General features: G+C 63.2%; 24 protein-coding genes. 9 read left to right on the top strand and 15 right to left on the bottom strand.

Going from position 1 to position 15,576, the window contains the following annotated elements; translation table 11 throughout:
* Nucleotides 1-59: 59 nt before the first annotated feature.
* Together MKL20_RS10455 and ctrA are read right to left on the bottom strand one after the other, a co-directional pair.
* Nucleotides 60-653: a MucR family transcriptional regulator gene (locus tag MKL20_RS10455; protein ID WP_244036613.1), complete on the bottom strand. Its 594-nt coding sequence runs from the start codon at nucleotides 651-653 to the stop codon at nucleotides 60-62.
* 94 nt (nucleotides 654-747) lie between these two features.
* Entirely contained in the window at nucleotides 748-1,449 is a 702-nt protein-coding gene (gene ctrA / locus MKL20_RS10450) for a response regulator transcription factor CtrA (RefSeq protein WP_244036612.1), read from the bottom strand.
* 637 nt (nucleotides 1,450-2,086) lie between these two features.
* On the opposite strand from ctrA, the gene MKL20_RS10445 reads away from it, so the two are divergent.
* Together MKL20_RS10445 and MKL20_RS10440 are read left to right on the top strand one after the other, a co-directional pair.
* The gene (locus MKL20_RS10445; RefSeq protein ID WP_244036611.1) at nucleotides 2,087-2,707 is read left to right on the top strand and encodes a hypothetical protein; all 621 of its coding nucleotides are present in this window, start codon (nucleotides 2,087-2,089) and stop codon (nucleotides 2,705-2,707) included.
* Nucleotides 2,708-2,810: 103 nt separating this feature from the next.
* Complete coding sequence (locus MKL20_RS10440) at nucleotides 2,811-3,419, top strand: hypothetical protein (RefSeq protein WP_244036610.1); 609 nt, start codon at nucleotides 2,811-2,813, stop codon at nucleotides 3,417-3,419.
* A 159-nt stretch (nucleotides 3,420-3,578) separates the two neighbouring features.
* Here MKL20_RS10440 and MKL20_RS10435 read toward each other — a convergent pair whose 3' ends face one another.
* The 3 genes from MKL20_RS10435 to MKL20_RS33135 form a co-directional block, all read right to left on the bottom strand.
* Nucleotides 3,579-3,842 carry a hypothetical protein gene (locus MKL20_RS10435; RefSeq protein ID WP_244036609.1) on the bottom strand — a complete coding sequence of 88 codons (264 nt, stop codon included), beginning with the start codon at nucleotides 3,840-3,842 and terminating at the stop codon, nucleotides 3,579-3,581.
* Nucleotides 3,832-4,257 carry a DUF5681 domain-containing protein gene (locus tag MKL20_RS10430; RefSeq protein WP_244036608.1) on the bottom strand — a complete coding sequence of 142 codons (426 nt, stop codon included), beginning with the start codon at nucleotides 4,255-4,257 and terminating at the stop codon, nucleotides 3,832-3,834. Before MKL20_RS10430 ends, MKL20_RS10435 begins: the two co-directional genes overlap by 11 nt.
* A 321-nt stretch (nucleotides 4,258-4,578) precedes the next feature.
* Nucleotides 4,579-4,770, bottom strand: a complete 192-nt coding sequence (locus MKL20_RS33135) for a hypothetical protein (protein WP_313902715.1) — start codon at nucleotides 4,768-4,770, stop codon at nucleotides 4,579-4,581.
* A 103-nt stretch (nucleotides 4,771-4,873) separates the two neighbouring features.
* On the opposite strand from MKL20_RS33135, the gene MKL20_RS10420 reads away from it, so the two are divergent.
* Nucleotides 4,874-5,116, top strand: a complete 243-nt coding sequence (locus tag MKL20_RS10420) for a hypothetical protein (protein ID WP_244036606.1) — start codon at nucleotides 4,874-4,876, stop codon at nucleotides 5,114-5,116.
* Between the two features lie 213 nt (nucleotides 5,117-5,329).
* Nucleotides 5,330-5,653, top strand: coding sequence for a GCG_CRPN prefix-to-repeats domain-containing protein (locus MKL20_RS10415; protein ID WP_244036605.1), 324 nt, complete (start codon nucleotides 5,330-5,332; stop codon nucleotides 5,651-5,653).
* A 115-nt stretch (nucleotides 5,654-5,768) separates the two neighbouring features.
* On the opposite strand, the gene MKL20_RS10410 is transcribed toward MKL20_RS10415, so the two are convergent.
* Complete coding sequence (locus tag MKL20_RS10410; RefSeq protein WP_244036604.1) at nucleotides 5,769-6,113, bottom strand: hypothetical protein; 345 nt, start codon at nucleotides 6,111-6,113, stop codon at nucleotides 5,769-5,771.
* Nucleotides 6,114-6,497: 384 nt separating this feature from the next.
* Between MKL20_RS10410 and MKL20_RS10405 the strand changes: the two genes are divergently transcribed.
* Nucleotides 6,498-6,821: a hypothetical protein gene (locus tag MKL20_RS10405; protein WP_244036603.1), complete on the top strand. Its 324-nt coding sequence runs from the start codon at nucleotides 6,498-6,500 to the stop codon at nucleotides 6,819-6,821.
* A 92-nt stretch (nucleotides 6,822-6,913) separates the two neighbouring features.
* On the opposite strand, the gene MKL20_RS10400 is transcribed toward MKL20_RS10405, so the two are convergent.
* A complete protein-coding gene (locus MKL20_RS10400) occupies nucleotides 6,914-7,897 on the bottom strand; it encodes a primase-helicase family protein (protein WP_244036602.1) in 984 nt (327 codons plus the stop codon).
* Nucleotides 7,897-8,688, bottom strand: a complete 792-nt coding sequence (locus tag MKL20_RS10395) for a toprim domain-containing protein (protein WP_244036601.1) — start codon at nucleotides 8,686-8,688, stop codon at nucleotides 7,897-7,899. Before MKL20_RS10395 ends, MKL20_RS10400 begins: the two co-directional genes overlap by 1 nt.
* Nucleotides 8,689-8,789: 101 nt before the next feature.
* On the opposite strand from MKL20_RS10395, the gene MKL20_RS10390 reads away from it, so the two are divergent.
* Nucleotides 8,790-9,239 (top strand): hypothetical protein, encoded by a 450-nt coding sequence (locus MKL20_RS10390; RefSeq protein ID WP_244036600.1) that lies wholly within the window; start codon nucleotides 8,790-8,792, stop codon nucleotides 9,237-9,239.
* Here MKL20_RS10390 and MKL20_RS10385 read toward each other — a convergent pair.
* Nucleotides 9,194-9,418, bottom strand: a complete 225-nt coding sequence (locus MKL20_RS10385) for a hypothetical protein (RefSeq protein ID WP_244036599.1) — start codon at nucleotides 9,416-9,418, stop codon at nucleotides 9,194-9,196. The genes MKL20_RS10390 and MKL20_RS10385 overlap by 46 nt on opposite strands.
* Before the next feature lie 155 nt (nucleotides 9,419-9,573).
* Between MKL20_RS10385 and MKL20_RS10380 the strand changes: the two genes are divergently transcribed.
* A complete protein-coding gene (locus MKL20_RS10380; protein ID WP_244036598.1) occupies nucleotides 9,574-10,737 on the top strand; it encodes a hypothetical protein in 1,164 nt (387 codons plus the stop codon).
* Nucleotides 10,738-10,800: 63 nt separating this feature from the next.
* On the opposite strand, the gene MKL20_RS10375 is transcribed toward MKL20_RS10380, so the two are convergent.
* Nucleotides 10,801-11,226, bottom strand: a complete 426-nt coding sequence (locus MKL20_RS10375; protein WP_244036597.1) for a lysozyme inhibitor LprI family protein — start codon at nucleotides 11,224-11,226, stop codon at nucleotides 10,801-10,803.
* Between the two features lie 569 nt (nucleotides 11,227-11,795).
* Nucleotides 11,796-11,975: a hypothetical protein gene (locus tag MKL20_RS10370; protein WP_244036596.1), complete on the bottom strand. Its 180-nt coding sequence runs from the start codon at nucleotides 11,973-11,975 to the stop codon at nucleotides 11,796-11,798.
* A gap of 126 nt (nucleotides 11,976-12,101) precedes the next feature.
* On the opposite strand from MKL20_RS10370, the gene MKL20_RS10365 reads away from it, so the two are divergent.
* On the top strand, nucleotides 12,102-12,299 hold the full coding sequence (locus MKL20_RS10365) for a hypothetical protein (protein ID WP_243945231.1): 198 nt from the start codon (nucleotides 12,102-12,104) through the stop codon (nucleotides 12,297-12,299).
* Nucleotides 12,300-12,307: 8 nt separating this feature from the next.
* The gene (locus tag MKL20_RS10360; protein ID WP_244036595.1) at nucleotides 12,308-12,640 is read left to right on the top strand and encodes a DUF3761 domain-containing protein; all 333 of its coding nucleotides are present in this window, start codon (nucleotides 12,308-12,310) and stop codon (nucleotides 12,638-12,640) included.
* Here MKL20_RS10360 and MKL20_RS10355 read toward each other — a convergent pair.
* From MKL20_RS10355 to MKL20_RS10340, 4 genes are all read right to left on the bottom strand, one after another.
* Nucleotides 12,561-12,824, bottom strand: a complete 264-nt coding sequence (locus MKL20_RS10355) for a hypothetical protein (RefSeq protein WP_244036618.1) — start codon at nucleotides 12,822-12,824, stop codon at nucleotides 12,561-12,563. The genes MKL20_RS10360 and MKL20_RS10355 overlap by 80 nt on opposite strands.
* Nucleotides 12,825-13,458: 634 nt before the next feature.
* On the bottom strand, nucleotides 13,459-14,001 hold the full coding sequence (locus MKL20_RS10350) for a hypothetical protein (protein WP_244036594.1): 543 nt from the start codon (nucleotides 13,999-14,001) through the stop codon (nucleotides 13,459-13,461).
* 58 nt (nucleotides 14,002-14,059) lie between these two features.
* Complete coding sequence (locus tag MKL20_RS10345; protein ID WP_244036593.1) at nucleotides 14,060-14,575, bottom strand: hypothetical protein; 516 nt, start codon at nucleotides 14,573-14,575, stop codon at nucleotides 14,060-14,062.
* 61 nt (nucleotides 14,576-14,636) lie between these two features.
* Nucleotides 14,637-15,335, bottom strand: coding sequence for a cell division protein DivIVA (locus MKL20_RS10340; protein ID WP_244036592.1), 699 nt, complete (start codon nucleotides 15,333-15,335; stop codon nucleotides 14,637-14,639).
* Between the last annotated feature and the right edge of the window lie 241 nt (nucleotides 15,336-15,576).

Here is a 15,576-nt window from a genome sequence, read left to right as displayed (position 1 = left end):
GGAGGCTGTGCCGATGCTCACACCCTAAGCCACGCTCAGGGGTCAGCCGGCGGCTATGATTATCGCCGCCGGTCGAGCCCCTGTACCTGCGCAGTTTCAAGACCAAGATAGGAGCCGGATTTACGCTCTCTCCTTAGGCCTACGCCTGCCTTCGCCTTCCGCGGCCGCCCAGCAGCGCGCTTCGGCTTCTCAGAGACGGTCTCAGCAGGCTCAGCGGCCTTCGGAGCCGCCTTCCGGCGGTTGTTTCCAAGGCCGAGGCTCTTGGCAAGCGCCGAGCGCTTCTCGGAGTAGCTGGCGGCCGTCGAGGGGTAGTCACGCGGCAGGCCGAAGCGCTCCCGGTACTGCTCGATCGTCATGCCGTTGCCGGTGAGGTGGCGCTTCAGCGTCTTGTACGGCTTGCCGTCGATGAAGCTGATCAGCGCGTCCGGGGTGATCGACTTCCGGATCTGGGACGGGGTGGGCTTGCCGACCGTCTGGGCTTCGGGAGCGCTGCCCTGATTGAGCCCAGTTAAAGCACTGTGAATGCTGGCAAGTAGCTCCGGCATGTCACTGGGTCGAACCGAATTTTTCGAAACGTAGGCCGAGACGATGTCGGCTGTCAGCTCGATGAAATCGACGGCCGAAGCGTCGAAGGTCTCTACGTCTTGATCCATGGTGCGCCTGCTTGTGTAAAGCAAAGCATTTGAGCCGACGAGAATGAGAAATCAATACGGCTTATGGATTTTCTAGAAATCTGCGAAGATATTTTCAGCCCGCCATAGCTCGCATCTCGCTCGTACCATCACGCATCACGTAGCCGCGGCCCCATACGGTCTCGATGTAATTCTTGCCCTGGCTGGCGTTGGCGAGCTTCTTGCGCAACTTGCAGATGAACACGTCGATGATCTTCAGCTCAGGCTCGTCCATGCCACCGTAGAGGTGGTTCAGGAACATCTCCTTGGTGAGCGTCGTGCCCTTCCTCAGGGCCAGGAGCTCCAACAGCTGGTACTCCTTACCGGTGAGATTAACCCGGGCGGCCCCGACCTCGACCATCTTCTGGTCGAGGTTCACGACCAAATCATCAATGGTGATCACTGACTGGGCGTGGCCCTTCGATCGGCGCACGATGGCGTGGATGCGGGCGATCAGCTCGTCCTTGTGGAACGGCTTGGTCAGGTAGTCGTCGGCCCCGAAGCCCAAACCCTTCACCTTGTCCTCGATGCTGGCCATGCCGGACAGGACGAGGATCGGCGTCTGAATTTTGGCTACGCGGAGCGAGCGCAGCACCTCGTAGCCGGACATATCGGGTAGGTTCAGGTCGAGGAGGATGATGTCGTAATCGTAGAGCTTGCCGAGATCGACGCCTTCCTCACCGAGATCTGTCGTATAGGTGACGAAACTCTCGGACTTGAGCATCAGCTCGATGCTCTGTGCGAAGGTGGCATCGTCTTCGATCAGCAGAACACGCATGACACCACCTCGAACTATGAGGTCTCATACTTCCGCAATGATACCGAACCGTTAACAGGCAGCCTCGCTATTCAGTGCTCGGTGACAATCTGGACGGCCACCCTTGGGCGATCAGCTTCGGGCTGCTCAGACATGGCTATCCAGCCGTGTTGCAGCCCTTGAAACTCCCGGTTTTTGCCGCCTCCACCGCGACGTGAAGAATTGGTTAAACACCATTTTTGATCGATGTCTCATATCAGAACGATGCATTCAGCTATGATAACGGCTAAGAACTGATTTTATGGCCATTCCTGCGATGATAAATCCAATAATCAGCAAGCAATCGACATTTATTGGTATTGTATCCACTTCTACACTGCATATAGATCCTCCGAGATGAATCTTTTCGTCGAAAATTAGAGCGAAATATACATAGATTGCGATTGAAATTATCTACTATCCGCTGTCGACGCGGATGGTTAATATAGCTTCACATTCTAAACAGACGGGGTTAATACAGAACTTAGTTCAAATCTATAATTGCAACATGACCGATAATCGGTACTCTGTAGATGTCGCCAGCGGACGCGGGGCGAAATTAACAATACCGGCCTCGGTCTTCGTATCTGAAGACCCTGCAGGCGGAGGGGATCTGATCATGAAACTGACGCTGCGGGCTGGGCTGCTTAGCCTGGCGATGTTCTCGGCTGCGCTGCCTGCAGCTGCACAGTCCAACGGTATGACCACCTCGTCGTCGAGCGTCACCGCCGGTTCGACCGCGATGAACGTCTTCAACTCGCCGGCGACGACCCGGAACAAGTCGACCATCGACACCACCGCCAATGCTTTTGCGCCTGGTCTGACCTCGGCCGGACTCAACTCCTGCGCCGGCTCCTCCTCGGTCGGCGTTGGCGGCACCGGCTTCTCCTTCGGTGGCGGCAGCACCTGGGAGATGCACGAGTGCACGATCCGGGCGAACGCCGCCGCGTTGGCCGGCCTCGGCCAGAACGCCGCCGCCCTGGAGATGCTGTGCACCAGCGATGCGATGAAGGGAGCTCTGAACCGCTCGGGCATCGTCTGCGCCGATCAGCGTGCGGAGTACGAGGCGGCCCGTCAGGCGGCACGCCAGGGGAGCCTCGGCGTCGCCCCGGATGAGAATGAGCCGATCGTCGATACCGCCCCACCGCGCGGACGTACCCGTGTGCGCAGGCAGCGCGTCGCCAGCCGTGTCGCCGTGCGGGCCTCGATCGATCAGAGCCTGTCGAACTCCGGTCGATGACGAGAGCATCCTCGGGGGGACGCGGTCGACATCGTCCCCCACGGGATGCGCTCAGGCATCGAAGAGCCAGGACATCGATCCTCGCCATTCAAGGGGTTAGTAGATGCGTACACTCTCACTCGCCGTCGTCACCGTCGTCGCTGTGGCCGCGCCGGCCATCGCCCAGGACCGGCTCTCGAACGTCGGCCTGTCGAACATGACGATCGGCGCCCACTCCGCCGGCCTCGGCACACCGGGCCTCAACAACTCGGCCTCGATGTCGGGTACCCGCCTGGAGGCCAACACGAACGTCACCAACCGGTTCGTCGGCGTCAGCGCCGATCAGATCAACGCCGGCAACGCCAATGTCGTCGGCGTCGTCCAGACCACGACCCTGCAGGGCGGCTCGGCCTCTCACAACGAGATGAAGTCGGCGCAGATCGGTGAGATCAGCGGTAGCGGCAACCTCAACGGCTACAACAACACCTCGGGCACGTCGAACCTCGGCGGTTCGACCCTGAACAACGCCCACGCCAACAATGCCTCGTACAACATCGACGCCAGCGGTAAGCTCGCCGGCGGCTTCGACCGCGCCGCCAGTTCCAACGCCGCCACCGGCCTGTCCGGCTACTCTGGCTCTCAGCTGATGGGCCCGGGCTCCGTCAGCGGCCATATCGACGGCAACGCCCTCGTGGTCTCCGGTGCGGTCTCCGGAGCGGCTGGCCTGCGCTAAGGCCTGCGACTGCAACGGCGCAGGCTGGGCTGATCGCTTCGCCTGCGCCGATCGATGCCACTCGAAGCCTCATCGCTTGATCGCGAACGGGCCACCTAATCGTCGGCGCTGAGCACCAAGCTGACGAGGCCCAGCATGCTGTTCATGAAGCTGTCTGGCCTACTGCACCGCCTTCTGCCGCTGCTGCGCCTGCCAGTCGGTGATGAACGTCTCGATCTGGCCGGCGAGCTCCTTGTCTGCCGGCATGGGCGACTCGCGCAGGTTCGAGACCATGGCGCCGAAGGACGGCCACTCGGACGCCATCTCGTTCAGGCCCGCCACGATCTGCCGGTCGAGCTCGGCGTCGGATAGACCCAAGAGCGCACCGAACCGCGGATTGGCCTCTATCTTGGCGAGGCGGGCTTCAAGGACCTTAGAGTACATTTCCCATAGCCTCCTCGATGCGGGCGAGCCGCCGGTCCAGGTCCACCGCTTTGATCGCCTCGACGTGCACGCCGACAGCCGCGCTGACGTCTCGGGCTTCGCTCGGGGTCAGCTCGCCGTCGGCCACCGCCTGCATGAGCTTCGCGGTAGCGATCGGCACGTCCGCGATCTTCTCGATCACCGGCATGTCGAACTGCACCACCCGGTCCTTACGGGGCGGGCATAGCCGGTCGAGGCACAACCGCAGCGCGGGGCCATCACCGTCCAGCGCCATCTCGACCGCCTTACGGGTCAGCGCCTCGGCCTCGCCGTCCAGGATCGCCTCGACGGCCTGGGTCGTCCGGTTGCGAGTACCCTTAATCTTGCCCGCTGGGTTGCCACTCTGCCCCGGTTGGAACTTGCCTCCATCGTTCATAGCCTATCCCACCATGCTTTGGTCATAGGTTTTGTCTATCGCGGCTGTTCCGAGGGTGCCACTGCAAATGCAGGCGAAATGCAGGTGCTGGTCTCGTCACGGGGCATCAAACTCCCAGGCCTTTCACCAAAGCTTGGAGCGCAAAGGCGACACCTCAGTGCTGGACACCGATCGCATCGTTTCGGACCTCGATGGCCACGGAGGGGTTAGCGTCACGAGGAACGAGATCGACCCCGACGAGTTTCGATCCGCCCTTCGGAGGAAATGATGTCGGACAGTACGTTAGCGTCGGTCACACTCCCATCCCTTAAGGCCGCTCAATCAGCGCGCGATCACCTCCCCCAGGCAGGGTTTGCCCGCAACAGCATCGAGATCGGTCGACATGGCGATGCGTTCGAGGTCTCGATCAACACCCGGGAAGAGAACCGCGACCGGGCCGAGCGCATCCTGACGGGTTCGCCTCTGGGCAACGATCTTCGGCAAGCCCGAGAGCAAGCGGCCGACTTCGTTCAAGCCAATCAGCCCCTCGCCTTAGGCCTCGCGGCATTGGCGGGTTTCGCGCTCTTCAGCCTGACGAACCGTAGGTGACAGCCTCTACCCCCGGGAGAAACGCGCCATGAAGCAATTATTCGCCAGCTCGCTGATCGCAGCCGGCCTCTTCGCCATCCCGAGTGTGCCGGCCACGGCGCAGAGCATCGACATCGGACCGGGCGGCGTGCGGGTCGATCCGCGCTCACCGCGGGAGCGTGACCGGGACGAGATCCGTCGCGAGGACCGTCGTGAGGAGTTCCGCGATGGGCGGCGCGATCCGCTTCGCCGCGAGGAGCGCCTACGCCGCGAGGACGATGACGAGGATTGATCCGCGTCGAGCGAGGATCATCGATCTATAAGCGGCGGGGTGCGAGCCCCGCCGTTTTTGTGTGTCCTTGTGAACCGTCACGATCGGATCGACGCACATCCGGGCGCCAGCGGATTGATGAACGAGCCGACCAGAACCGGTTCAGGGCGCCGGTCACACCCTGGCCACATCAGGTCCGGCAAGTCCGGTTCGATGGTTTCGGAGGGGCACGACATGGTGCGCACGAAGACGCTCGGGATGGCTGCGGTGATCGCAGCCGGCCTTACTACAGCCACGACGGCGAACGCGGCCCCGTTCAGCTACAGCCCGCCTGCCGGCGAAACCCTGGTCGAACACGTGGCAGGCGGCTGCGGTCCCGGCTTTCACCCGAACCCGTGGGGCCGTTGCCGTCCCAATGATCGCGGCTGGGGCTATGGCGGCCCTCGCGGCTACTACGGCGGTGGCCCGGGCTACGGATACGGTGGCGGCTATGACCGCGGACCCCGCGGCTACTATGGGGGGTACGACGGCCCGCGCCGGTTCTACGGCGGCTACTGATCTCAGCGGTCGGCCAGGACCCTTACAGGTTCTGGTTCATCGTCTGCGCCTACACGGAGTGGGCGATCTCAATGCCAAAATTTCCCACTCGCGGGCGCGCGTGCGCGAGGCAGCGTCATGGGCGCCATTCAGATAGCCCCGTCCAGGCGTCACGGATGAGCGCCTGGCGCCGTTCTGCACGAGCGGGATCCACATCCCCAACCTGGTGCAGCACGGCCTCCATGGCCACGTGCCCGCCGAGCGCTGCTGCAGCCTCCCCTTGCCGGCGCATAGCGGAACGGTGAGCCCTCATCGCGGGCCCGGCCTTCGGTCCGGTCTCGATCGCCTCCAGGGTGATGACCAGGGCCGACACGATTGGGGCGACCTCGCGCCAAGTTGGGATCGGCGGTTGCTCTGGCTCGGCCTGCGGTGCCTGGATGAGCGCTGGCGCCGAGAAGCTGGTGGTCAGCGGGCGTTTCATGGCCTGGATCTGCTCCCTAGGCTGCAATCGCGGCGTAGACCCACCGATCCCAGCCCACGCGGTCTCAAGTGCTATGGCACGCCAGCCGGAGTGTGCCGGATCCATTTGGGCGATCTCGACGCTGAGCTCGGCCACGTCGCCGCCGGGGTGGGCGGCGGGGGTCACGTGACCGATCCGGCGCAGCTCGGCCCGGCAGGCGGTGCCAATCGGGTCAATGACGGAGGAAGATGCGATTACAACCGAAGGGTGTGGTTGAGCAAAAATGTTCCACCCCTAGATTATATAAATGCCATAATATTCAAAATAATGCGCAGTATTCACAGCTGTGTGTTCCGCATAGTCTGAGGCATACGTTCGCGCTGATAATGTTCAGGGCGCGAACTGATGATCGATGAATTGCCGAGCAGCCAAGTTAGCGGGAGCGATCCGGGACCTAATCCGGCGGAAGAAGCGAATGGTGTGGCCTTCCTCCTGGCCAGTGCTGCCTATCTGACGCTCGCAGACGCGTATCTACTCCGCGAAGGTCCGAGTGGCTTGATGGTGATGGATGAAATCGAGGATCGGATTACCGAGGCCCTCCAGAGCTTCATCGCCGAAATGCCCTACGATGAAGCGCGCCCGGACATCCTTTCGCACGCGACGGCCAAGATCCGTGCCTTGCTCGAAGCTGGGCGCTCGATGACCCCTGGACCACGCTCCATCCAGTGATGCTGCCTAAACGGCGCGGCGCTCTGCCGAGGTGCGGCCGGGGTGGGGCATGCGGTCTGGGTCGTGGTTGCTGGGCATGGCGCGTCCTCCGGTCAGGCAGCGTCGTCTGGGGTGTATGAATGGAAGCTCGGCCAAGGGCGCGAGCGGCTTCTGCGTGCCGTGAGCATCATCACCTTGTCTCGGCGACAGATGCGGGCCGCGATGCGCTCGGCATCTGACTGTGACGGCATGAACCTCCGGTCGCCGGCTGGCACGATCCAGTCCTCGTTCGAGGCCATGATGATGTGCAGCATGTTCGCGACCGTGATGCCGTCGCGGCCCTTGGCCTCGATGAACAGGTCCGGCTCGGTGACGAGGCGTTTCAGCGAGCCCTCGGCGCCCTTGTCACCAGGCCAGTAGGCCTCATCGGCGAACAGCAGGCAGGCGTCGCGTAAGTGCCCGTTGAACCGTCCGGCCAGGTGCTCGGCGCTACTGATGTGGGTGCCGTGCTGGCCGAAGATCGTGCAGAGCGCGTTGCCGAGCGTGCCCTTGCCGGTACCCTTCTTGCCCTTGAACACGAGGGCAGCCTGCGCCCGCTCAGCCGGATGCTGAACCGCCCAGGCGACCCATTTGAAGATGTAGTTGGCTGCGGCCACGTCGTTGTCGGCCAGCACCTCCTTGATGTGCCGGTACATCCGGGGCCACAGGCCCTTCTTCGGCTCGATGCCCCAACCACGCCAGAGGTTCAGCCGCCCGTCGACCTCCTGGCCGGCGCCAGGCTGGAAGGTGACGCCCTCGTACTGCCGGCGGTCGGGGTGCTTGAGCCACCAGTGCCCGAGCGGGATCTTCTTATCCTCGCCGATCCGCACAGTGCGGTTGAGGTGGAAGTTCCGAAAATCCTCGAACGCGAGGTACGTCGCCACCTCGCGGGTGTGCTCCTTCCGCCGATGCGGCTCGAAGGTGAGGACCCGGGTCTTCCTGCCCTCGCGCACGACGCAGTACTTCTCGTTCAGGGCGTCGAGGTCGGTGCCGTCGGGCTTAGGCGGCGGGTGGTCGTTGGCAACGAAGGGGCGCTCGTCGGCGAATGCTGATCGCATCAAACGCTCCTCCGCAGGCTGTCGTTGAGATCTTTGCCGACCTTCGGCAGCACCACAGACACGGCGCGCCCGGCGCGGGTCCATCGGTGGCCGCAATCCGACACGGCATTGGCGCTGGCGGTGTCGCGCTCCTCCAGGAGGACGAGGCGCTGCACGCCGTCGAGGACGGGCAGGCGGCCCATCGCACCCGCGCTCCCCATGGCCCAGACACCGGGCCCGTAGCCGAGCTGCTTGGCCGATAGGGCGCTCTCGATGCCTTCGCCGATCGCCACCGTCTCGGCGGCGGGCGTCAGCATGATGGCGGTGCCGGCGGCCGGGCCGAGCATCTTGCGGTCGATCTTCTGGCCATCGCTGGTCAGAGCGGTCCGGTGCACGGCCCGTACCTCGCCCGTCAGCACGTCGGACATGGCCGCCACCATCATGGGCGAGCGGTCGAGACCCCACGGCCCGCGCGGGTGCCACCGGAGCGCTGTGCCTGCCACCTCGTCGGTAAGGTCCAGGCCGCGGCTGCGCAGGTACGTCTCGACCGGCGTGCCGCGCGGGTCCCGCGCCTCACCCCAGATGCAGACGGCGCGCTGCTGCCGGCGCAGGGTCTCGGCGCGGTCGGCTTCCTCGGCCTGGCGGCGCATGACCCGGCGGTTCATGGCCTCGACCGGGTCAGGCCCAGGATCGCGGCTCAGGAAATCCTGGCGCTCGCCGAGGATCTCCAGCGCCCGATCCTTGGCGGCGATGTGATCGGCCTCGGATCCGTTGTGGACGTAGGCGAGCAGGTTGCCCGGTGCCCCGTACATCTCCCGGTAGGACGTGCCGCGGTCCTTCGCGGAGTGGCCGATGGTCGGGCAACCTCGCGCAGCTCCACGGGCAGGCGCCGGTCGATCGTGTCGTCGGCGCGGTGAACAGGGAGGCGGCGTTCGACCAGGCCAACCGCCGGATCGTCGAGGGCTCGCAGACCGCGCAGCGCAGTCAGGCGGCGGATCGGGTGGCACCTCGGACCACCCTCGGGGACGACTTTGGCGGCACCGTCGCGGGTGCCATCGGCGGGCCGCAGGGCTGGGCGCTGGCGCAGGCGAGTCGGTTGGCGAAAGCCGGGATCAACGCCGCCGGCAAGTCGGCCGACGTCGCCCGCAACCGCGAACTGGCAGATGCGGTGACGATGACCCAGGGGGATCGGCTGAACGCGCTCTTGGCGGCCATCGAGGCGCGCGGGGTGACGCAGCAGCGGGCGGCGGCACTCGGGAACATGGCGGCCCGCGGCGGCCAGGCGGCGCTGCCGTCTCAGGCGGACCGGGTCCGGCCCTACCTGCCGGCGGCCTTCCCCGCCCTGCCGGCCCTCTCACGGTAGAGGAGCACGCCGCCCGTGATCCAGAGCAGCACGAAAAACGCCCAGATGCCGGCATGCCCGATGTTGGAGAGCACCCACGGGTACGCCTGCTCTATGCCGATATTCGCCGCCCACCCGATCGCCGACATGACGATGGCGAACAGCACGAGGGTGGTCAGGATTTCAGCCCAGCGGCGCATCCCATGAAGATGGCCCCACCCCGTCATTCTGTCGATAGCGGCCAGCCTCGCCAGAATTGGCCCAGGGCTCGCGTCAGCCTGGAACCGCACTCTGCCACCCGCATCTCCGCCACGCCCGCCAGCGGGCCGGATTTCGCAGCCATGGGGCATTCCGCATGAGCATCGGCTTCGGCTCTCTGCCCTCGTTCGCGAGCGGCGACGACCAAAACCCGCTGAGCCCGGCACTGCAGCAATTTCTGCAGCAGCAGGCCGCACAGGCACAGGCACCGGCCACGGCCGCCCAGGACGTGCCCGCGGCCACCCCGCCGGGATACTCCGGCTTCAACCCCTCGACGCCGCCGACCGGCGCGCCGACGCCCGTGGTCCAGCCTGGAGCCCAGGCGGCCGCCACGGGGCTCCTGTCCATGATGGGCCCGAACAGCGCCGAGGCGGCGACGCCGGACCCGAACGACATCCGCGGCCGGTTCATCTCGACCCTGCAGCAGGGCGGTCTCACGAACCCGAACGGCCTTGGGGCGGTCGCGGCCTACGCCCAGCACGAAAGCCGGTACTCGCCCAGCAACATCGTCGGCTCCTGGTCTGACCCAAGTGAGAGCGGGCAGGCTGGCCAGTCCGGCGGGATCCTGTCGTGGCGGGCCGATCGCCTCGCGAACATGAAGGCGTTCACGCAGGGCGCGCCCGACCCGGTGGTGGCGCAGGCGAAGTTCACCCTTGCCGAGAACCCCGCGCTGATCCAGGCCCTGCAGAACGCCAAGAGCCCGCAGGAGGCCAACGCCCTGATGGCCGGCGCCTGGAAGTTCGCGGGCTACGACAGACCAGGCGGCGAGAACGCGGCCCGGCTGGCGACCACCCAGGCCTACGCCAACAGCCTCGCGGGCGGCCAGACCCTGCCGGGGGTCGCGGCTCCTCGAGGCGGCTCGATGGGCGCGACGGCCACGCGAGGCGCATTCGGGCTCGGCGGCATCGTCGGACAGGGCTCGGCGGTCCCAGGCCAGGCATCGCCGACGCCGGATGCAGCGTCCCTCTCCGCACAGCCGCTCACGACGATGCCGATGCCGGGCGGGTTCTCCTCGGATCCAGCGGCGCAGCCCGACCAGCCGAGCAACCAGTACGCGCAGATCGGCAACGCCCTGAAGAGCATCGCCGGCGGCCAGCAGAAGCAGGCGCAGGGTCAGCGGGCAGGCGGTGGAATGGCCGGGGGCGAGGCTCCGGGCGGCCGGCCGATCTCGCTGCAGCAGGCGCGGGCCATGTTCGACCCGGGCAAGTTTTACGGGATGCTGCGAAATGCCGGCGTGAGTGGCCAGGCTCACGGGTCGTAGGTCTGGCTGCGCTCGCGAGCGTGCGCTTGGGTGGGCGATCGGCAGAGCGGATATCGGATCCAGCTACTGCGAAGCTGCGATACCCTGGAGATCCTTGATCCGACCTTCGGTCTGCTTGGTCAGGCAGCCGATACCGATCATCGTCGCCATTGTGCCGCCGTAGGCGTCGAAGCGGGCGAGTTCGCATTCGGCATCGCGGAAGGGGATCCACTTCCGCTGGGCATCCTGGAGCGCTTGCCGATAGGCGCGCTGCCCCTCGGGCGGCAGGCCGGCTGTATCAATGCGTCCGAGCGCTTGGCGATAGGCCTCGTTCAGTCGGCGGTCGGCCGCCTTGAAGTCTCGATCCGCACACTCATTAAGGTCGGGCGTCGTGACCGCGTTCTTGCAGTCGAGGGCCCATGCGCGAGCGGTCGGGGAGCCAAGTGCTATCCCAACCATCGCGACGGCGATCGGCCCAGTGAGTGCCTTCGAGGTCAGTCCGGTATTCATGGCCCCAAGGATGGCGAGTGTAGGGGCGGCTGTCGAGGTTGATTGCGCTACCGAGCCCACCGCCCGAGGCGTCGCTTCCAGCGCTCACCAGCTGGCAGAACGGCCGGCGGCTTCGCGGCGCGCATCAGGCGAGGTGCTGGGGCATGCAGAATGAGTGCGGGCGCAGTAGCTGCGACCTCGACCACGGGCTCGGCAAGCGGCTCCACTTCCATCTCGGTAACGACCGACTTGGCCTTGGGCGGTCGCCCGCGCCGTGGCTTCACCGAGATCTCCTCTGCCACCGGTTTTGGCTCCGCCTCGTCCGGTGGAGCCTCCGTCACGATCAGGTTGGGAAGGATCCGGCGCGCCTCGGCGGCAGGTGCCCGTGGCTCGGCCACCGTAGGCCAGGACACGGCTGGCCGCGGGGCGACGAGTTCGGCAGCACGATGCGGGATGATGGGACGTTGGCGCCCACCCGACTTGGTCTCGACGGTGAAAGACCGCGGCGAGCGGTTACGCATGGTTTTGAAACCCTCGGGTCGATGGCGGCCGGCAATTGAGGCAATCACGTTTTGCCGGCTGTCCAAGCATCAGCGCGCCGGCTCCATGTCGATCACCGGGCCGTTGAGGTCGTAGAACTCGTCCTCGTACCCGAACGCCTCGTCGTCCCCGTCATCCTGGTCCCGTCGCGGGCCCAACGGTATCACGACCGAGAACATGCCGAGGCACAGCGCGCTGGCGATCAGGGCCGTGAGGATTGCTACCGACATGCTGACCACCGAGCCTCGACGCGCTGTCGGCACGGTGTGGTGGTAGGCTTAAGATCAGGTTCCGGCGGACGCGACTCGCCTTACCGTCACGCTCGGGTACGCTGCGTCTCAACTGGAGGATGCACCTTGACCCGGGCCACCCTGCCGATCCTGCTTGCACTCGCCGCGCCGCTGCTGTTCACGGCCGCACCGGCCTCTGCCACGCCTGGCATGCTGAACGCCCGGGGCTGCCACGGCCATCCGCGCCACTGTCACCCACGTTCCGACTGGCGCACGAACCGGCACGGCAGGCACTACGTCGCCGGACACTTCTTCTGGGACTGAGGCTGGTCATGCCACAGCGCGATCGTCGCCGGGCGCCGGCCCGGCTTCTCACCACCGCCTTGCTCGCTGCCACCTTGCTCGGGTCATCGGGCGACGTCTGGGCGCGCGGCGCGTGCAAGCTGTTTGCTCCCGAGGAGCTGCGCCACGGCACCTATACGAGCAGGGACGGATGCGAGGTGCCACGCCCCGAGCAGCCCGAGGGCTCAACCTGCGCCAAGCAGACGGACGCCACCGCGCACTGCCGCGACGGCGATTGGAGCTTCAGCCAGCACCGCCAAGGGACGTGTTCGCACCACCGCGGAGTGGCGTGTTGGGTCTCCGCAAGCCGCGACTGCTGCTAGGCCGAGCTTCAGCCTCCTCCCGCCACGCATCGCGCTCGGCCTGAACCGCCTCGATCAGCGCATGCAGGTTCCCAGCGTCGATCGCGGTCTCCATCAGCATGTCTTGGGCGGTCGCGAGCTGCTGGCGCAGTTCGGCGTTCTCACGCGCGATGGCGACAAGCAGGGCGGTCACGTCGTCGCCCATCGGCACCTGCTCCGGATCACAAGCAGGGGCTCTAGCGGTGCTCAAGCTTGACAGCAACAACATCTGCAGCGAGCGCGACTGCGCCGGCGAGGCCGCACCGAGTATCGAGGGGTGGAGATCCCAGTGCTGCTCTGCCGGCGCTCAGCCCGCAGGCCGGTCGCTAAGTGCATGGTGGCGTGGGACGGTTAACAGACCTGATAGCAGTGTGAGTTATGCCAGGCCCCAACTAGTTCCACGGGCTGTTCTGGAACGTGGCCGTCGAGGCCCTGCCCGCCAATCAATAGTTCTGTCCACGCTGAGACGTCACATACATACAATGTCAAAGAATTTACACTTCGCTTCGGTTAGTATCAAAAGATTATATCATAATTATGGGATCGTATTTTTAGAGATGCGTAAGGCGAAGCTGCCAGTTATATTGGTTAAAAACTTCTAGATTGACTGGATATGTGTAGTCAATCTCTTGTTTAGATATGTGTTCAATAAGATTTTGGTCAGCAAGCTCGTCATTCGCCGAGGCGCATCCTCCAAGAACAATTCCAACTAGTGCTGCGACAAGAAGAATTCGCATCGACATGTTCAATCTAACAGCAGAGGCCGCAGCCTGAGACAATTGTTCATGTACTGGTCGAACTCATGCGGCGGCACGTCGTTCACCCGGCAAAAGGTTTTTGCTGGCTTGCTCGATGCGCCTTAACCAATCTTCTGCCACGCTTGCTCGCAGTTCAGCAGCGCGTATGCGATCTTCTGCAGTTTGCAACTGAGCATCCGCCTTAGCCTGAATTTCTTGTCTGAGGCGTTCAGCTCCAGCCATTATTTCGTGCTGCTTTTTTTCCGTTTGTTCCCGCACTTCATTTGCAAGAACTTCAAGGTCTTTGATCTTATTCTGAGCTAACTTCAATTCTTGAATAAGAGCTTCATACGCAGCAGCTTGCTCTCGTAATCGATTTTCTTGACGATCCGCAGCGCTTTTAGCTGCAGTGATAGTATCGAGTACGCCGGTCCAATCTGAAGCTACTTGACGTGGCGATGTGGGAGGAGCACCGGAGGGCGCGCTTGCATTAATTAACGGCGATAGGTTGAACACCCCGGACGAAGGAGCAGCCAAATCCTTTGAACGATTAGCTATGATATGTGCATCGAGGTCTACCCAGAAGGCCTCGTCTATTGCTGCCATCACCAACTCCCCATCCTTCCACCACGCTCAACGAGACAACGATTGGTATAGAGTTCAATCACTTGCTAATTGTGCCAGTTTGTTTTGGAACGGCAGGCTCTATAACAAACTCAGTCTCGATTGTTTGAGAAATCTGAATTAGCCAAGCTTCTGCAACTGCAGCGCGTTTCTCAGCCATATTTGCCCGCTCCTCGGCGGCTTGGATCAACTTGCTGGCGTGCACCTGCACATCTCGGGCGCGTTGCTCCGCATCCTGTATTTTCGCACTGGCCTCCTGCATGTCGGCCTGCACTTGCTCCAAGAGTTCCTGGACACGAAGTTCCTGCTCTTGAGCGCGATCCTCGACCTCGCGAATATAATGAGCCGCGCCGCGCACCCGCTTCAGTAGCCCAGGCCATTTCCCAGCAGAGGAAATCTCCTTGCTCGTGGTACGATCGATGGCTGCGCTGTCGATAGATGGTGCCAGGACGGTCACATTATTCGTCGGTCGGCTTTTACCTACTCCAAATGTGGAAAATGGAACCTCTTCATCTTGCAATGTACAAATCGAAGCGAGTCGTTGTACCTGTTCCATCACTTATTCTCGCTACGACTATTATTACTTTTGTGCAATCAATTGGATTTATCCAATCCGATTATGTCTTAGACGAACACGAATTCATGTGACCACCCAGCAGCAGGTTTTTGGCAGCCGTGTCGATGCGTTGAAGCCATTTTTCGGCCGTATCAGCTCTTAAATCTGCGACGCGGGCCTGCTCTTCAGTAGCTCGTATCCAAGCCTCCGTCTCTGCTCGTATCGTGCGTACCCGTCCCTCTGCTTCCGCACGGATTGCTTGGACTTGCGCGTCTGCATCGGCTTGAACTTTCTGCAATCGAATATCTGCCCGAGCCTGGTTCTCGTGCGCGCGCAGTTCAGATAATCGCAGAAGGTGCTGCGCCTCCGTCAGTTCAGTTTTTAGTGCTTGGAGCGCAGCGTCATGGGACACACTCTGTTCGTTCAGGCGCTTCTTCTGATCGTCGGCGATCCCAGCCATTCCGTTGATGATGTCGAGAGTGCTCATCCAATCCGCGACATCCTCTATCTCAGCACTGGAGATGCCGGATGCAGGTCGAGCGTCATTGACGACCGGATCAGGTGTGATCGGCGATGGTCCAACGCTGGCGACCTCAGCGTCTGATCGAGAAAGCGAAGGCTCGAACGTGCTCAGCGTCGGCTTGAGCATCAGGATCTCAGCTGACGGCTTCTCACTGATCCTGTCGAGGCTTTCCGCAACCTGCGTCAGGATATGGGACCAAGAGGCAGTGGGGGCCGCGACCATGGTGATTTGTTCCATGCCTAAATGGGAAGCATGGCGGGATAGCGACACAATCATGGTTAATGAGTAGTTAATTTTAAGCGGTAATAGCAGGAATTTATAAGGGATCCTTGATCGAAGTTAATCATACGGTCGGATCATCGCCAGGGTCGATTATCATCGTGGTCGTATGGTCCAAACGGTTCTCAGGAAGGAATGATCAGTGCTCGTCAGCAGCCGCGCCCTAGACTGTCAAGACCACCTCTCGCGGCTATAGCGC

The sequence above is a fragment of the Methylobacterium sp. E-066 genome (assembly GCF_022829635.1).
GTDB lineage: Bacteria > Pseudomonadota > Alphaproteobacteria > Rhizobiales > Beijerinckiaceae > Methylobacterium.
Note: the sequence above shows the minus strand (reverse complement) of the source record. Positions and strands in the feature narration are given on the sequence as shown.

Excerpts from the sequence above, each read along its gene's own strand:
- MKL20_RS10455 (WP_244036613.1), bottom strand. The coding sequence starts at position 653 with ATGGATCAAGACGTAGAGACCTTCGACGCTTCGGCCGTCGATTTCATC.
- ctrA (WP_244036612.1), bottom strand. The coding sequence starts at position 1,449 with ATGCGTGTTCTGCTGATCGAAGACGATGCCACCTTCGCACAGAGCATC.
- MKL20_RS10445 (WP_244036611.1), top strand. The coding sequence starts at position 2,087 with ATGAAACTGACGCTGCGGGCTGGGCTGCTTAGCCTGGCGATGTTCTCG.
- MKL20_RS10440 (WP_244036610.1), top strand. The coding sequence starts at position 2,811 with ATGCGTACACTCTCACTCGCCGTCGTCACCGTCGTCGCTGTGGCCGCG.
- MKL20_RS10435 (WP_244036609.1), bottom strand. The coding sequence starts at position 3,842 with ATGTACTCTAAGGTCCTTGAAGCCCGCCTCGCCAAGATAGAGGCCAAT.
- MKL20_RS10430 (WP_244036608.1), bottom strand. The coding sequence starts at position 4,257 with ATGAACGATGGAGGCAAGTTCCAACCGGGGCAGAGTGGCAACCCAGCG.
- MKL20_RS10420 (WP_244036606.1), top strand. The coding sequence starts at position 4,874 with ATGAAGCAATTATTCGCCAGCTCGCTGATCGCAGCCGGCCTCTTCGCC.
- MKL20_RS10415 (WP_244036605.1), top strand. The coding sequence starts at position 5,330 with ATGGTGCGCACGAAGACGCTCGGGATGGCTGCGGTGATCGCAGCCGGC.
- MKL20_RS10410 (WP_244036604.1), bottom strand. The coding sequence starts at position 6,113 with ATGAAACGCCCGCTGACCACCAGCTTCTCGGCGCCAGCGCTCATCCAG.
- MKL20_RS10405 (WP_244036603.1), top strand. The coding sequence starts at position 6,498 with ATGATCGATGAATTGCCGAGCAGCCAAGTTAGCGGGAGCGATCCGGGA.
- MKL20_RS10400 (WP_244036602.1), bottom strand. The coding sequence starts at position 7,897 with ATGCGATCAGCATTCGCCGACGAGCGCCCCTTCGTTGCCAACGACCAC.
- MKL20_RS10395 (WP_244036601.1), bottom strand. The coding sequence starts at position 8,688 with ATGTACGGGGCACCGGGCAACCTGCTCGCCTACGTCCACAACGGATCC.
- MKL20_RS10385 (WP_244036599.1), bottom strand. The coding sequence starts at position 9,418 with ATGCGCCGCTGGGCTGAAATCCTGACCACCCTCGTGCTGTTCGCCATC.
- MKL20_RS10380 (WP_244036598.1), top strand. The coding sequence starts at position 9,574 with ATGAGCATCGGCTTCGGCTCTCTGCCCTCGTTCGCGAGCGGCGACGAC.
- MKL20_RS10375 (WP_244036597.1), bottom strand. The coding sequence starts at position 11,226 with ATGAATACCGGACTGACCTCGAAGGCACTCACTGGGCCGATCGCCGTC.
- MKL20_RS10370 (WP_244036596.1), bottom strand. The coding sequence starts at position 11,975 with ATGTCGGTAGCAATCCTCACGGCCCTGATCGCCAGCGCGCTGTGCCTC.
- MKL20_RS10360 (WP_244036595.1), top strand. The coding sequence starts at position 12,308 with ATGCCACAGCGCGATCGTCGCCGGGCGCCGGCCCGGCTTCTCACCACC.
- MKL20_RS10355 (WP_244036618.1), bottom strand. The coding sequence starts at position 12,824 with ATGGGCGACGACGTGACCGCCCTGCTTGTCGCCATCGCGCGTGAGAAC.
- MKL20_RS10350 (WP_244036594.1), bottom strand. The coding sequence starts at position 14,001 with ATGGCAGCAATAGACGAGGCCTTCTGGGTAGACCTCGATGCACATATC.
- MKL20_RS10345 (WP_244036593.1), bottom strand. The coding sequence starts at position 14,575 with ATGGAACAGGTACAACGACTCGCTTCGATTTGTACATTGCAAGATGAA.
- MKL20_RS10340 (WP_244036592.1), bottom strand. The coding sequence starts at position 15,335 with ATGGAACAAATCACCATGGTCGCGGCCCCCACTGCCTCTTGGTCCCAT.